This window comes from Flavobacterium lindanitolerans (assembly GCF_002846575.1).
In the GTDB taxonomy this organism is placed as follows: Bacteria; Bacteroidota; Bacteroidia; order Flavobacteriales; family Flavobacteriaceae; genus Flavobacterium; species Flavobacterium lindanitolerans.
In genome coordinates, this window is record NZ_PJND01000007.1 from 1,044,778 (window position 1) to 1,060,895 (window position 16,118).

A 16,118-nucleotide genomic window follows, 5' to 3' on the forward strand; every position below is an offset into this window, starting at 1 on the left:
TGGTTATTTATATGACGCAATTTGTCTGTTTCTGTTACACCTTGCTATTTTAATGTGCTTCCAGCCAATTATGTCCTTTGCCCAAATCTACAATTAAGGGTACATCCAGTTTAAATGCATTTTCCATTTCCTGCTTAATCATTGGCTGTATTTTTTCAAGTTCACTATTATGAACGTCAAAAACAAGTTCATCGTGTACCTGGAGCAACATTTTACTCTTCCAGTTTTCTTCATTTAAGCGTTTGTGGATATTAATCATGGCTATTTTGATAATGTCTGCCGCGCTTCCCTGTATTGGGGCATTGACAGCGTTTCGTTCAGCAGCACCGCGAACAACAGCATTTTGTGAATTAATATCTTTTAAATAACGTCTTCTTCCCAGAATGGTCTGAACATAACCGTGCTGTCTGGCATATTCAATCTGTTCCTGAATGTAGGCTTTCAATCTTGGATAGGTCAGGTAATAGGCATCAATCAGGTCTTTAGATTCGGAACGCGAAAGCGATGTCTGGTTGCTTAATCCAAAAGCAGAGACTCCGTAGACAATCCCGAAGTTTACGGTTTTGGCGTGGCTTCGTTGCTCACGGGTGACTTCTTCCAGAGAAACATTAAAAACTTTCGCAGCGGTAGAAGCGTGAATGTCTTCACCGTTTTGGAAAGATTTTACCATTTCCGGATCGCCACTCAGTGCTGCAATAATTCGCAATTCAATTTGAGAATAATCGGCAGAAACCAAAGTGTAGTTTTCGTCTCTTGCAATAAATGCTTTTCGGATTAGACGGCCTCTTTCCGTACGGATTGGGATATTCTGCAGGTTCGGATTGTTGGAGCTAAGACGCCCTGTTGCGGCTACAGTCTGCATATAATCCGTGTGAACTCTTCCGGTTTTTGAGCATACCTGTAAAGGCAAGGCATCCACATACGTGTTAAGCAGTTTTACCAATTGTCGCCAATCCAGAATGTCCTGAACAAACGGACTTGATAATGCTAAATAAGAAAGAACTTCCTCACCGGTAGCATATTGTCCGGTTTTGGTCTTTTTTTGTTTGGTTCCGCCAATCTTTAACTTGTCAAATAAAATCTCTCCCAATTGTTTTGGAGAGGCCAGATTGAACTTTTCTCCGGCATTTTCATAAATCTGATTTTCCAGTTTTTGTATATCGTCCTTTAGTTCTTTAGACAGGTTGTGCAGGAATTCGACATCCAGATTGACACCTTCTCTTTCCATATCTGCAAGAACAGGAACCAGAGGTACTTCTATTTCCTCAAATAATTTTTTTGTATTAGTGCTGTCCAGCTCTTTGCTGAAAATGTCTTTTAGCTGGAGGGTCACATCTGCGTCTTCTACCGCATATTCCTTGACATCTTCAACAGGCACTTCCCGCATGTTTTTTTGGTTTTTCCCTTTTTTTCCAATCAGTTCTTCGATAGACTGCGGAGAATATTGAAGATAGGTCTCGGATAAAATATCCATATTGTGGCGCATATCCGGGTTAATCAGATAATGGGCAATCATGGTGTCAAATATTTTTCCTTTGACTTCAATATTATAGTTGGCCAGGACTTTCAGGTCATACTTTAGGTTTTGGCCTATTTTTTCGATTCCTTCTGCTTCAAAAAACGGGATAAATTTGTTGACAAGAGTTTGAGCCTCGGTTTGGTTTTCAGGGAAAGGAACATAGAAACCCTTGCCTTTTTCCCATGAAAATGACATTCCGACCAATTCAGCAGTCAACGGGTCGATTCCGGTTGTTTCTGTGTCGAAACAAACGCTTGTTTGTTTGAGCAGGTTTTGCATGAGGAATTTTACCGCCATGTCGCCTTCAACCAATTGATAGAAGTGCTCGGTGTCTTTTAGTGTCTTATAAAAACTGGTTTTAACTTCTCCCGTTGTTTCGTCTGTTGTGGTAGCAAAAAGGTCAAACTGCTCTTCATTTTTTGCCTGCGGTTTTTTATATAGCTTGGCATCCGGCTGATTGTTTGCCGCCGGTAAAGAGCTACCGGGTCTGAAAATCGCATCAAATTGCTCTGCCATTCTCCTGAATTCAAGTTCCTGGAAAATCGCTTCGGTTTTTTCAATGTCCGGGCGTGTAAGCTCGTAATCCGTTTCATTAAATGTCACATCACAATCTGTAATAATAGTTGCCAGTTTTTTGGACAGGATTCCCTTTTCCTTATTGGCTTCTATATTTTCTTTCATTTTGCCTTTCAGCAAATGCGTATTTTCGAGAAGGTTTTCCATTGTGCCAAATTCCTTCAACAGTTTTTTGGCGGTTACTTCTCCTACGCCGGGAAGTCCGGGAATATTATCAACGGCATCACCCATCATTCCCAGAAAATCAATTACCTGCTCCGGTCTTTCAATTTCAAATTTTGCCAAGACTTCCGGAACACCCCAGATTTCAATACCGTTCCCCATTCGGGCCGGACGGTACATGAAGATGTTTTCAGAAACCAATTGTGCAAAATCCTTATCAGGCGTCACCATAAACACTTTGTAGTTTTGTTTTTCGGCCTGTTTTGCAATAGTTCCTATTAAGTCGTCGGCTTCGCATCCGGCATATTCAATAATAGGAATATGCATTGCTTTTAGCAATTCATGAATATAAGGAATCGCAATCTGGATGGCTTCAGGTGTAGCATCACGATTGGCTTTATAATCGGCAAACATTTCACTTCTTACATGGCTCCCTTCCTTATCGAATGCTACTGCCAGATGGTCTGGCTTTTCCCTTTTAATCAAATCTAAAAGGGAATTCATAAACCCCATAATGGCTGAGGTATCCATTCCTTTAGAGTTGATTCTTGGGTTTTTAATAAATGCGTAATAGCCTCGGAAGATTAAAGCGTAGGCATCAAGAAGAAATAGGCGTTTTTGCTGTGACATAAAAAATGGTTTCTATAGCTTTCAAAAATACAAAACTTAAGGTGTAAAAATAGAAAAACCGATGCTAAATAATCAGCACCGGTTCTTCATAAAAAAACAAAAAACTAACTAATAAGGATATGGAACTAACATGTAATTTATTTTTTAATGACTTTCTGTTTGGCTGTCTGTCCGTTTATAAAATCAATATGGAAAATATAAATTCCGTTGGCCACATCAGACAGGCTTATCTGTGATGTTTTTTGGATGGAAACTAACTGACCAAGCTGATTGTAGATTTTTACCTCCTTGATTTCTAAATCGGTTAATAAGTTGACAATACCGTTTGTTGGGTTTGGATATAGTTTGAAATTGGTTTTGTCAAAACCGCCAACGCTAAGGTTTTCTTCAATATTCAGGGTGTAATCTTCTGCCTGTCCGTAACTGTCCGTATTGCATGCAGGAATAGTTGATGATTGGTATTTTTTCAATACTCTCATTCGAACACTTCCGATAGTTGCTGTTGCTGGAACTGTAATTTCGGCGTTTAATTCTACAGCGTCTTCGCCAGATGAATTGGAAAGGTAGCCTAACGATTGGCCTTCGCTATCTTCAAAAGTTCCGTTGTTGTTCCAGTCGATATAGACTTTGAAATAACCGGAATAGGAACCGTTTGTATTTCCTTTTAATCGGATTGGATAGGTGTTTCCAACTCTAACATTTCCAACTATTGAAGTGAAATTTTCATAAGCCGGACCTGATGTTGAAGCTGGCGAAGTATTGCTGATACCGGCAAATTCAACCAGTGTGATAGGTTCTGTTCCTTGTGAGAAATTTGGCGTACAATAGACCAGAGGCTGATTGCTAAGTTGTATCTGGATTTCTCCAAAAATAGTATTGTCTATAACTGAAGTAGCGCGCACTTTTACCTGACCATTCATAATTGCTGTCAGTAATCCGGTTGAGCTGATTGTTGCCAGGGTATTGCCTTCTGTGATTGACCAGGTTACACTTTGGTTTGCTTCTAAAGGCAGGATGTTTGCGGCTAATTGCAATGTTCCTCCTGAAGTTGTGATTTCTGCCGGAGTACTGTTTTGTGTCGTAACTGTAATAGAAGTTGGCGGAGTTGCGTTGGCAATGGCTTCTAAAGAAAATTCATCAATTCCTAATCCATAAGATGAGGTACCTCCATTGGTTATTCCTTGTGCAATTACAAAGAAAGGTGCTGCATAATACGATTGTGGAATGGCAACAGTATAATTGTACCAACCGGCTGCTGTAACTGCAGGTTCAAGAGTTGTTTTAAGCGATACAGAAAGTAGTTCTGTAGCACCGCTTAATGAATTTGTTGTGTTCACATGGAATTTTACGACATCTGTAGCATGTCCGTTTGTGTTTCTGTAAATCCAGACTTTCATGCGAATCAACTCATGTGTTTGTGCAGAGAAGTCGAATAGAGGGCTGATAAGCAAGGCACTTGAATTGTTGTAAGCTTTAATCATTTGTCTTTCACCGCTTATTCTTGTCGGAACTTCGGAAGTCCCTGTTGATACAGCCCAATTCGCAGTTCCGGTAATCATAGTTGTTGCCCAGCAGGAAAGGTCGGTCGCATTAAAGCTTTCTGTATAAGGAAGAGCCGTAACAGATTCGCATAAAGTAGAAATATTTCCGGTTGAAGAGTAAACGCCACTGCAATTGCTTACCGCTTTTATCTTATAAAAATATTTGGTGTTGCTTGATAATCCGGTTACCAGGAATGTTGTCTGTGAAGAAGTTTGTGTAAATGGAGAACCGGCAACAGGGCTTGAAAAGTCGCTGTTGGTAGCCACTTCAATAACATAATTGAAAGTAGCTGCATTTCCGCTTGCCGGAGCAGCCCAGTTAAGGACAAAGCTGTTCATTGTAGCGTTCGTTGAAGTTATCTGATTAACAGGAGCCGGACAATTTACCGCATCTGAAGTCAATGGAGCTGTTGTGTTATAAACAGGTCCTCCTGTGCAGGCAGTATTTATTGCATAAACTGTATAGGTGTAGGCAGTATTTCCCTGAATGCCGCTAGAGCTATTGTCTGTGAAGTTTGTATTGCTGCCACTATAACTAACGTAAGCGTTAAGTGCGGTATTGTTGCCTGTGGCATAGTTTGTTCCGTTTTGCGGAGGGTTTGGAACAGTTCCTTGCGGAGTTCTTAATACCAGATATTTGTCTGCTCTCGGACTTGCTGCCGTAAAGCTTCCGTTTATGATAATACCCTGTATATCAAATGTCAGGGTAGTAGGTTGCGATGCCGGAACCACGCATGGTGAAGGCGGCACCCATGTGAAGGTGTAACCTGAACCTGGCAAGGAAGTGGAATTACAGGTCATGGATGAAGTGTTTGACGAACCGGCAGCGGAAAGTATCCAGTTGCTTGTGGCAACTCCGCTGGAATATCTGTTGTTGAAATCGGAATTTGTAGCTCCGCGAAGTCCAACCTGTGCCGTTGCCGAAGTTGGTGTTCCGGTTACTTTCAGGTCATAAACAATATTGATTTCTCCGTTTTCTTTCAGGCGAATTTGAAAACTCCAGTCAAAATAACTGGTGATTGAGGTAGAACTTAAATAGGGCCTGAAATGCATCCATTGAATGACAAATTCCCTGTTAGGTGCCGTTCCTACTTCCTGAGTACTGATGCTTCCCGTTCTTCCGTCGATATTGTATAAGGCATGCATATCTGTGGCAACGGCTGCAATCGCGCCGTCAAATGTAGTTGCACTATTCGAAATAGGAGTATTGCCGCTTGGGGATGTTGCTCCAAAACTTACAAAACCATCAGCATGGATGTTTAATGCTGTAAAAGTGGTTCCGTTAAATGGAAAACTGAACGGAATCGCAACGGCATTGTATTTATTGTCGTCAATTGCACCTGTTCCTGTTAATGAGGTAGGCTCCGCAATTAAGGTTGGGTTAGTCAAATCTGTAAAGGTTCCGGCACTTTGTGAGAATCCATAATTGACAATCTGTGCTGATGCTGTTCCATAAATAAGCATCAGAAGCATCAGGGTAAATGTTTTTGTGTAATTTGTTTGCATGTAAAAGTATAAATGATTAATTATTGCGCTAGCCCTAAATCAGGACCAGGTTATTGTACTATTTTTTAATAATTTTTTTGTTGGCAGTTTGTCCGTTTTCAAAATCGACACGAACCATGTAGATCCCGTTGGCAAGATTTTCCAAATTGAACTGAGATTGTTTTTGTGTGGCGATAAGCTGTCCTAAATGGTTGTAAAGACTAATGTTTCTGATGGCTTCTCTGGTCAGGATATTGATTAAGCCTTCTGTTGGGTTTGGATATAATTTGAAATCGTTTTTGTTGAAACTAAGGGTGTTTAAATTCCCCTCATTGATTATCTTGTTTTCGTAAAGCCTTGTTTGTGCTACACCATCGCTTTCAAAGCCAATGGTTAGTAAATCCATATCCCCATCATTATCATAATCAAGCCATTGACCTTTAGACATATATACGGCTATAATGGGAGCACTGTTTTCAGTGTCTAAAGTATAGGTTCCATTACTGTTTTTCTTATATAACAGTATTGTATTTTCGTTGTTAGCATTACGTCCAATTGAGAAAATATCAATGAGACCATCGTTGTTGTAATCTATAAATTTTGAATTTCCATTATAGATACCTGTAAAGCCATTTTCCTGAATCGTAAAGTTTCCGGAACCATCATTTGTGTATATTGTTAATGTTGGAATGCGAGAGTAGTTAGTTCCTGAAATCAGTAGGTCAGGATAACCGTCGCCATTGATATCCATATTGTCAATTGAAGAAATATAGATACCCGGTAGGGTTGTAGGTTTCTCTGTAAAAGTTTCTCTTCCAGAGTTGATGTAAAGCTTGGTTTCAGGGATATAGTTTGTGCTTAATCCCGTTACCAGAATGTCGGGATATCCGTCTGCATTGGCATCAAAAACCTTTATCGCACTAAAATAGGTCCCCAACAGTCCTGCATTCAGGTCTGAAAAAGTACCGTCCTGGTTTTGTTTGAAAACTTTTGTGATGTATTGTGAACCCAGATTTCCGTTGACAACAATGTCTGGTAAACCATCATTTGTCAAATCGGCAATAGCAACCGAACCGTATTTTACACCCGGAATGCCTGATGTTGTGTTTTTGGTAAAACTACCGTCGCCGTTATTGTAATAGATTTCAAAAACTATCGGTGAATTTTCCCCGGTTTTTGTTCCTGTGACAATGAAATCCTGTTTATTATCGCCATTAAGGTCACCCACAGCAATGGCAGAATACATTATCTGGCTGAGGGCAGTATTGGTGTTTTCTGTAAATATTCCGTTGTTGTTTTTAAATATTCCAGTGTATCCTGTATATCCCGGTTTGGCTCCTGAAATGATAAAATCGGTTTTTCCGTCGTTGTCAAAATCTGCCACGGCGCTATCACCATAAAATACGCCCTGGAATGTCTGGTTAGTAACTGCTTGAAAAATTTGGCTGTACATAAAACCGCCATTTAAAATTGTGATGAATAGAAAGAATGTTTTTTTCATGGTGTATAGTATTTGTATATGGTTTATAATTTTCTCAATAATATAATAACCGGAAGTTTAGTTTTGCAGATATTATTCCTTACTGCTTTCCGTATTGTAATTATAGCGCCAGCCTCAAAAAATGGGACCAGCGCTATTTATTGGGTTTTATTTTTTGATAATCTTTTTGTTGGCGGTTTGTCCGTTTTCAAAATCGACGCGAACCATATAGATGCCGCTGGCAAGATTTGTCAGGTTTAGCTGTTCCTGTTTTTGTGTAACAATAAGCTGCCCCAAATGATTGTATAGGCTAATATTCTTAATAGCTTCTTTTGTCTGGATATTCACTATGCCATTGGTTGGGTTTGGATATACTATGAAATCATTTTTGCTGAAATCAATTGTACCCAGGCTTTCCTGAATGTTTATAGTGTAATCTTCTACCTGACCGTAATAGGCATTCAGACAGGCATCAAATTCTCCCTCTTCATAAATATTCCATTGGTCTTTGATGATTCTCATTCTTGTATCACCTATAACTGCTGTAGCCGGAATAGTAATACTTACGGTTGCTTCTATGGCATCAACTCCGGTTGAAGGCATCAGTACGGCATGATAGTATTCTGTCTGCATATCGAAAACCCCGTCTTTGTTCCAGTCAAAGAATGCTCTTATGTCATGTTCGAATTGGCCAACTGTGTTTCCTTTTACAGTTAATTGATAGGTATTGCCTCTGACTACGTTTCCTACAATTGAAGTGAAATCTTCATAAGCCGGAGTCGTATTTACAACTTCTGAAGTCAGGTTGTTGATGTCAGAGAAATTAACCATTGTGATGGGTTCTACATCATAATCTACCGAAACAGTGCAATAGGTTGATGTGGTTTGCGGATATTTCATACATCTGATGGCTGCAGCCTGAGCTCTCGGACCACCTGCAGATGGGTTGGCTATTGTACTGCCTACATACATATATTTAGCTCCTGATGAACTTGTTGTAGAGCTCCAGAAATAACCTCTTGTTCCAACGAAACTAAATGACCCCGATGCAGCCCTGTATCCTGATGCAGGAAGTTTTAAAACGCTTTGGAAAGCTGTCGCAGGGTTTTGTATGTTTTGCGATTCCTTGATTGCGGTCCATTCTGCTTCTGTTGGAAGTTTCCATCCGTTTCCTAATGCCTTACATGGGTCGCAACCGTTTACTTCTGTTGCAGCTGAAGGAGTGGCAGCTTCCCATTTGTCGCTTAAAGCGTTTGGTGTCCACCAACCTGTATAATAGGTTTCGCTTCCTGCAGCTAGCCCGGACGGATTGTTTGGTGTTGGAACTGTTCCTGTAACTGAATTTCTTTTTTGGTGTCCGTCGTCCCATCTTCCCCATTGGAACAAATCGCCGTAAGAAGCTTCATCGTTTTGAGCAGTGGCAACGCTGACACTTCCAAGATTTTGTTGCAGCCAGATATTGCCGTCGCTACCACGAACGGTAGTATAAGTTACGCTTGTTCCTTCATAGGTGAAAGTCACGCAACCTAAATCTCCGGTATTGTTACCCGGCTCACCGCAAGTTTCCTGATTGATTGTTTTGTTTTTGTATAACCTTGTTTGCGCCACATTGCCACCTTCAAAACCAATGGTAAGCAAATCCAAATCGCCATCGTTGTCAAAATCCAGCCATAGACCTTTTGACATATTCACACCAACAATGGGAGCGCTATTTTCTGTGTCTAACGTATAACTGCCGTCAAGGTTCTGCTTGTATAATACTACTGTGTTTGTACCAGCTGCATTACTCCCAATTGAAAAAATGTCAATTAGTCCATCATTGTTATAGTCTACAAATTTTGAGTTCCCGTTATAGGTTCCTGTAAAGTTGTTTTCCTGGAGAATGAAATTTCCGAAACCGTCATTCGTGTATATAGTAAGGCTTGGAGTTGGCGTATAGTCGGTTCCGGAAATCAACAAATCCAAATGTCCATCATTGTTGATGTCTAAAGCATCAATAGATGAAAAATAAATGCCTGGTATGGTTATCGGCTTTTCTGTAAAAGAACCGCTTCCTGAATTGGTATATAATTTGGTTTCAGGGATATAATTGGTGCTGAATCCGGTTACCAGAATATCCGGATATCCGTCTGCATTGGCATCAAAAACTTTTATAGCACTAAAGTAAGTGCCCATCAGTCCGGCATTCAGGTCAGAAAAAGTACCGTCAGAATTTTGTTGGAAAACTTTTGTAATGTATTCGGTGCCTAAGTTTCCGTTCACAACAATGTCTGCCACACCATCATTTGTCAGGTCTGCAATTGCTACCGAACCAAAGTTCACACCCGGAATTCCGGAAGTTGTGTTTTTAGTAAATGTACCGTCGCCATTGTTATAATAAATTTCGAAAACGACAGAAGCATTTTCTCCTGTTTTGGTTCCCGTAATGATGAAATCCGGTTTGTTATCGCCGTTGAGGTCACCAACAGCTATTGAGGAATACATTATCTGGCTAATGGCAGCATTTAGGTTTTCAGTAAAAGCACCATTATTGTTTTTATAGAGTCCGGAATATCCTGTATAGCCCGGCCTGGCACCCGAAATGATAAAATCGGTTCTTCCGTTGCTGTCAAAATCGCCTATAGCAGCATCGCCATAAAACACGCCTTGAAACGTCTGGTTGGTGACTTCCTGAAATATTTGACCCTGTAAAAGACTGCAGGTAAAGATTGTTGTTACTACTAAGTATATTTTTTTCATAATTTGTGAATTTCTAAACACCACAAAGTTATTTATTTAGATTAAATAAAAATAAGATGAAATTTAGTTTTGTCAAATATTCTTTTTACGGCTTTCCGTATTTACGATTTCTAAATATTTTAACATACAAATTTTATTATGTGATAATTCGGTTATAAAATAGGAAGCCAATTCGGGTAGTTAAATCCTGTTATAGTTAAAATTTATCCAATTAAATCCGGAGCAGTAGCATTATTTATTTACTTTGCTTAAATTCTAAATCAAACTAATGCTTCGCTGGATATTTTTTATTGCTTTTGTTGTTTTGGTAGAACTATATGCATTTCAGGCATTCAAGACAATTACAAGAGCAAAATGGATTCTGATTCCGTACCAACTTATTTCACTTGCCATCATTATTTTTGTCATTTATTCGTTTACCCAGTTTGACAGGACTGTGGGGCAGAACCGGCAATCATTAATAACTATCGGACTTGTTTTGTTGACCTTTTTGCCAAAATTGGTTCTGACTTTTATTTTGTTTGGAGAAGATATTTATCGTGTTTTTTCAGGAATCATTACTCATTTTTTGGGTAATAATGACAGGGGACATTTTCTTCCGGACAGAAGAAAGTTTATAAGCCAGGTGGCACTTGGAATTGCCGCGGTTCCTTTTGTTTCTCTTTTGTATGGTATGACGGTAGGGAAGTACAATTTTAAGGTTATAAGGCAGACTTTGTTTTTTCTGGACCTGCCAGATAGTTTTGACGGAACGACAATCACCCAGATATCTGATGTGCATAGTGGCAGTTTTGATAACCCCGAGAAAATCCAATATGCAGTTGATTTGATTAATGAACAGCAGTCGGATTTGGTTCTGTTTACGGGCGATATAGTGAATACACATGCTACAGAAATGCATCCCTGGATTGATACATTTAAAAAAATACACAACCCGAAACTTGGAAAATATTCTGTTTTAGGAAACCATGATTATGGCGAGTATGTGGAATGGCCATCCGACAAGGCGAAATCAGAAAATTTTGAAGCTATTAAAGATTTGCACAGGCAGATTGATTTTAAGTTATTGCTCAACCAGAATGTGAAAATCAGTAACGGGACCGATGAAATTGCTTTGATTGGAGTTGAAAACTGGGGGCATAATTTTAAAAAAGCAGGCGACTTAACAAAAGCGTCGGAAGGTTTGACAGATTCCGATTTTAAGATATTGATGAGCCATGACCCTTCGCATTGGGAATATGAGATAAAAAATCACCAGACAAAATACCACCTTACATTAAGCGGGCATACGCACGGTTTGCAGTTTGGAATTGAAATTCCCGGTTTTTTCAAGTGGAGCCCGGTGCAATATATTTACAAACAATGGGCCGGATTATATGAAAATGTGGGGCGTTATATTTACGTAAACAGGGGCTTTGGATTCCATGCCTATCCGGGCAGGGTGGGTATTTGGCCGGAAATTACAGTCATTACACTAAAAAAAGGTGAAAATGTAGCATAATTCAGCAAATATGCTACATTTGTATAAAAAATTGTTGTAATTTAGAAATAAAGTCAAAGTAAATTTTCAATTATGTCAAAATTTGGAGAACTTATCAACGCCTCTGTACCAGTCTTAATTGATTTTTATACAGATTGGAATGAACAGTCTGTATCAATGCATCCCGTGATTAGAGATGTGGCCGCTGCTTTGGGAGACAAGGCAAAAGTGATTAAGATTGATGTAGACAAAAACCAGGAATTGGCTGATGCTTTGCGTATTAAAGGGCTCCCGACGCTTATGATATATAAGGAAGGTCAGATGGTTTGGAGACAATCCGGAGAGCTGGATGCTAATACTATAATTGGTTTGGTGCAGGAGCAGCTTTAGCTAATCTTGCCAAAAACAAATCCTTTCTCTTTTAGACGGCGTATCGCTTCAGGCAATACAAATTGAAGGTTTCCGAAAGCCTTTATGCTGTCGTGGAAAACAATTACGCTTCCGCTTGCCGTATTCTTCATTACATTTTCAAGGCATTTCTCCGGCGTGGTGTTTTTATCAAAATCCATACTTATAACATCCCACATAACAATTTTATAGCCAAGCCTTCTCAATAATCTGGATTGGGAGGGACTTATTTTTCCGTACGGAGGGCGAAAAAGTTTTGTTCCCTGTCCGTCGCCTTTAACGTGTTGTTGGATGGCTTTTTCGCATAACATGCTGTTTTCAATGTAGTCTTTTTTAGGTGTCGACCAACCTTTCAGATGGTTGAAGGTATGGTTGCCAATCGCATGGTCTTCCCGGATTACTCTATGGAAGATGTCAGGATGCTTTTCAATATTGTCGCCAATGCAAAAGAAAGTGGCTTTTATGCCGTGTTCTTTTAATACATCAAGCACCCATTCTGTGATTTCGGGAATTGGGCCGTCATCAAACGTAAGATAAATTGTATTGGCGTTATTAGGAATGTCCCAGGTGTATTTTGGAAAAGCCCATTTAATTAACCGATTTGTTTTTACCCATAAACCCATCTCAAGTCTTTTTAAAGTAGATGTGCCAATTTGAAATTCAAATTGGCACATCGGGAATCCCATGCAGGGAATTTTATTTATTCGTTATCTCGTTCAAAACGTTTAAACATTGCGTTGTAAGAATTGAAGTCTTTTTTGTTTGCTTCATAGAATTCCTTATCACCGCGGTCTTTCATGACTTCAAGTAGTCCTCTGTAACGCTCAATGTCGGTAACAATGTCAACATAATAATCGTTCTGTTCTGTAGCGGAGAAGGTTTTGAAGTAAGTCAGGCTTTCCTGGTACTTTTTCATTAGTTTCTTCAGAATTTCCCTTGCTTTTTCTTTTTCACCCACTTCATAATAACCTCCGGCAAATGGCTCAACAAAAGCATAGTATCCGTATTGGTCTATTGGCATTTGTTTCATCGCCAAATCAATAATGTCTTTTGCCTTTTTAGGCTTGCCTTCATTGATTAGCTGTTCCATCAGTCGGGCAAGATTTGTTCTGTAGCTGATGCTGTTTTTGCGCGTTTCAGGGTCATGGTAAATCTTGGTACTTCCGCCATTGCCCCAATCCCATTTCATGACAATATCATACATCTTATCAGAATCAATCTGACCCATATCCATTGGGCTAGGAGCTTTTGAAAGCGCTGTTTTTACAGGAACCAGTTTGTAAACCATTCCGTCCAGCTGTAAATAATCTTTCATCCATAAGTAGTCATCATCTCCAAAGCTTCCTCCGGTGAAATAAATAGGACGTTTCCAGTTATTGTTGGCCACGACATTTAACATCATCAAGCGGTTTTTGTAAAGTGCCCTGTCCTTGATGTCAATATCAATATAAGGAACAATCGAGTCATAATATTTAGGAGAAACTACCTTGTTGGCAATAATTTCCTCCTTATTGATAGGAATCCTGATTTTGTTAGTCGGGAAATAGTGGATTTTTTGTCCGTTTGGAAGCTCATACAGCGCTCTTGGGTCATTCAGAGAAAGGAAATTCATAAAATCGTTAATGTTCCATCTCTTGTCTGTTTGTGGCCTGTGTATTGAGTAATCCAGTTTATCTCCCACATATTGCTCGTGCTTAAAGGTTATTGGTAATGGCTCAGAGCTGTAGGCTTTTGCCTTCATCTGGTCGATGTACCAATCCGTCATAAATAAGCTGGTGTTTACAATACGAACATCGGTTCTGATGTTTTCGATTTCCTGAGCATACCAAAGCGGGAAGGTGTCATTGTCTCCAATAGTAAATAGAATGGCGTTTGGTTCGCAGGAATTCAGATACGCTTTTGCCATTGCAATTGCTGTATATTTGCCGGAACGGTCATGGTCGTCCCAGTTTTGAGAAGCCATTAAAACCGGAGCAGCCAATAAGGTAGTTGCAATAACAACCGGCCCAGCAATTTTAGGGTTGAGCCATTTTTTGATAAAATCAAATATCGCATAGACACCAAATCCAATCCAGATGGCAAATACATAGAAAGAACCTACCAAAGCATAATCTCTTTCGCGTGGCTCAAACGGCCTTTCATTCAGGTAGATTTTTAATGCCAGCCCGGTAAATAAGAATAAGGCAAGCAATACGTAAAAACTTTTCAGGTCTTTATTTGCATGATAGATTAATCCTATGATTCCCAGAATGAAAGGAAGGAAATAATACAGGTTACGTCCTTTGTTATTCAAAACGTCCGATGGAAGGTTTTGCTGAGAGCCCAGACGCGCTTCGTCAATAAAATTGATTCCGCTCATCCAGTTTCCGTCCAGGTTGTCATATTTCCCCTGGTTATCGTTCTGTCTTCCTGTGAAATTCCACATCAGATATCTCCAGTACATATATCCGAACTGGTATTCGAACATGAACTTAAAGTTGTCTGCTGTTGTAGGTTTGTCAATGATTAGGTAATCACCATAGGATTTAAGGAATTTATGGTATCCTTCAGTGTCAATCTGTCCCGAAGCATAGGCTTTGCGGAACTCATCCACATTTTTCTCCATTTCGGCACGCAATTGTGAGGTGTAGTGTGCCAATTCCTCTTCAGACAAATCGTTTGGATTAATGCCGTATCTTGGAAGTTCTTCTTCGTATTCGTAATTAGGATTCATTCTGAAATTCAATACATGGGTAAATGTCATGTAGTTTTCAGCATGTTCAGGGCTCCACATTCTTGGCAGGAAAGCCTTGTGATTGTCGTCTGTATTTTGTTCGGCGTTTTTGTAATTGTTTACGATTACATATTTTCCGGTTTTATAGTCTCTTTCGTAGTTTGGAGCCTTGTCAAGATAAGGGTTGTCCTTGTCTAATCCGGCATAGGTGTCCGAAAATTGCGGACCGTAGAATAATGGGTTTACACCATACTGCTCCCTGTTGTAGTAAGCAAGAACTTCTCTCGCGTCTGATGGCTTGTTTTCGTTGATAACCGTATTGGCATTGGCGCGTATTGGAAGCATCATCCAGGTAGAGAATCCAATCAGGATGAAAAGGACACACAAAATCATAGTGTTGTACTGTATATAGCCTTTTTGTTTGGTGTATTTTAATCCGAAGTAGAATAAAACTACAAACAGCAATGCAACAAAAATAGTTCCTGAATCAAAAGGCATTCCTAAGCTGTTGACCATGAAAACTTCGGTTTTTCCAAAGAATCCCATTGTTAAAGGCAAAAGCAGTTTGAAGATGAAAAGTAATATTGAAACGACTACTATGTTGGCAATAATGAAATTCTTGACGGTAACGGTTTTGTAATGCTTGAAATAGTATAAGAATCCGATAGAAGGAATAGTAAGCAATGCCATGAAGTGAACCCCGAAAGAAAGTCCCACAATCAATGAAATAAGCAGCAGCCATCTGTTTCCGCGAGGCGTGTCCATATCCTGTTCCCATCGTAATCCCAACCAGAACAATACGGCTATAAGCAAACTGGCCATAGCGTAAACTTCTGCTTCTACGGCATTAAACCAGAAACTGTCTGAGAAAGTATAAGCCATTGAACCTACAAATGCACTGCCTAAAATTGCGATTGAGGTATTTTTGTCGATTTCGGAGAATCTTGAAACCAGCTTTTTTAATAATAAGGTCAGCGACCAAAACATAAAAAGAATGGTAAATGCACTTGAAAAAACAGACATCATGTTAACCATTAAAGCCACTTTTGAGGCATCTGTCGCAAACATGGCGAAGAATGCGCCCATCATCTGATAAAGCGGGGCTCCCGGTGGGTGGCCTACTTCGAGCTTGGCGGCTGTAGAGATGTATTCGCCGCAATCCCAGAAACTTAATGTGGGTTCAACAGTCAGGGAGTAAGTCACCAATGCAATAGCAAAAGCTGTCCATCCCAAAATTGTATTCCATTTTTTAAAGTTGAAAGATACCATACAGAACTAATAAAATTTATACTTGCAAAGAAAATGCTTTTTTATGTAACGAAAAGCTAAAAAAAAAATATTCAATAAAAATTGAATAAAAATTTGCGCAATATGTTTTTTGTGCT

8 protein-coding genes are annotated in these 16,118 nt (G+C 39.6%); 2 read left to right on the forward strand and 6 right to left on the reverse strand.

What is annotated here, in order from left to right; genetic code table 11:
- Positions 1-49: 49 nt before the first annotated feature.
- The 4 genes from polA to B0G92_RS04650 all read right to left on the reverse strand — a co-directional run bounded on the left by polA (position 50) and on the right by B0G92_RS04650 (position 10,132).
- The gene (gene polA / locus B0G92_RS04635; protein ID WP_056068024.1) at positions 50-2,887 is read right to left on the reverse strand and encodes a DNA polymerase I; all 2,838 of its coding nucleotides are present in this window, start codon (positions 2,885-2,887) and stop codon (positions 50-52) included.
- A gap of 137 nt (positions 2,888-3,024) precedes the next feature.
- Positions 3,025-5,934 carry a GEVED domain-containing protein gene (locus B0G92_RS04640; RefSeq protein ID WP_101471249.1) on the reverse strand — a complete coding sequence of 970 codons (2,910 nt, stop codon included), beginning with the start codon at positions 5,932-5,934 and terminating at the stop codon, positions 3,025-3,027.
- Positions 5,935-5,992: 58 nt separating this feature from the next.
- Positions 5,993-7,414 carry an FG-GAP-like repeat-containing protein gene (locus tag B0G92_RS04645; protein WP_101471250.1) on the reverse strand — a complete coding sequence of 474 codons (1,422 nt, stop codon included), beginning with the start codon at positions 7,412-7,414 and terminating at the stop codon, positions 5,993-5,995.
- Positions 7,415-7,561: 147 nt separating this feature from the next.
- Positions 7,562-10,132 (reverse strand): FG-GAP-like repeat-containing protein, encoded by a 2,571-nt coding sequence (locus tag B0G92_RS04650; RefSeq protein ID WP_101471251.1) that lies wholly within the window; start codon positions 10,130-10,132, stop codon positions 7,562-7,564.
- Between the two features lie 268 nt (positions 10,133-10,400).
- On the opposite strand from B0G92_RS04650, the gene B0G92_RS04655 reads away from it, so the two are divergent.
- Together B0G92_RS04655 and B0G92_RS04660 are read left to right on the forward strand one after the other, a co-directional pair.
- Entirely contained in the window at positions 10,401-11,633 is a 1,233-nt protein-coding gene (locus B0G92_RS04655) for a metallophosphoesterase (protein ID WP_101471252.1), read from the forward strand.
- Between the two features lie 72 nt (positions 11,634-11,705).
- Positions 11,706-12,002, forward strand: a complete 297-nt coding sequence (locus B0G92_RS04660; RefSeq protein WP_056068034.1) for a thioredoxin family protein — start codon at positions 11,706-11,708, stop codon at positions 12,000-12,002.
- On the opposite strand, the gene B0G92_RS04665 is transcribed toward B0G92_RS04660, so the two are convergent.
- Positions 11,999-12,643 (reverse strand): polysaccharide deacetylase family protein, encoded by a 645-nt coding sequence (locus tag B0G92_RS04665; RefSeq protein ID WP_101472025.1) that lies wholly within the window; start codon positions 12,641-12,643, stop codon positions 11,999-12,001. The two genes, B0G92_RS04660 and B0G92_RS04665, sit on opposite strands and share 4 nt — an antisense overlap.
- A gap of 77 nt (positions 12,644-12,720) precedes the next feature.
- Positions 12,721-16,002 (reverse strand): glycosyltransferase family 117 protein, encoded by a 3,282-nt coding sequence (locus B0G92_RS04670; protein WP_101471253.1) that lies wholly within the window; start codon positions 16,000-16,002, stop codon positions 12,721-12,723.
- Positions 16,003-16,118: the final 116 nt, after the last annotated feature.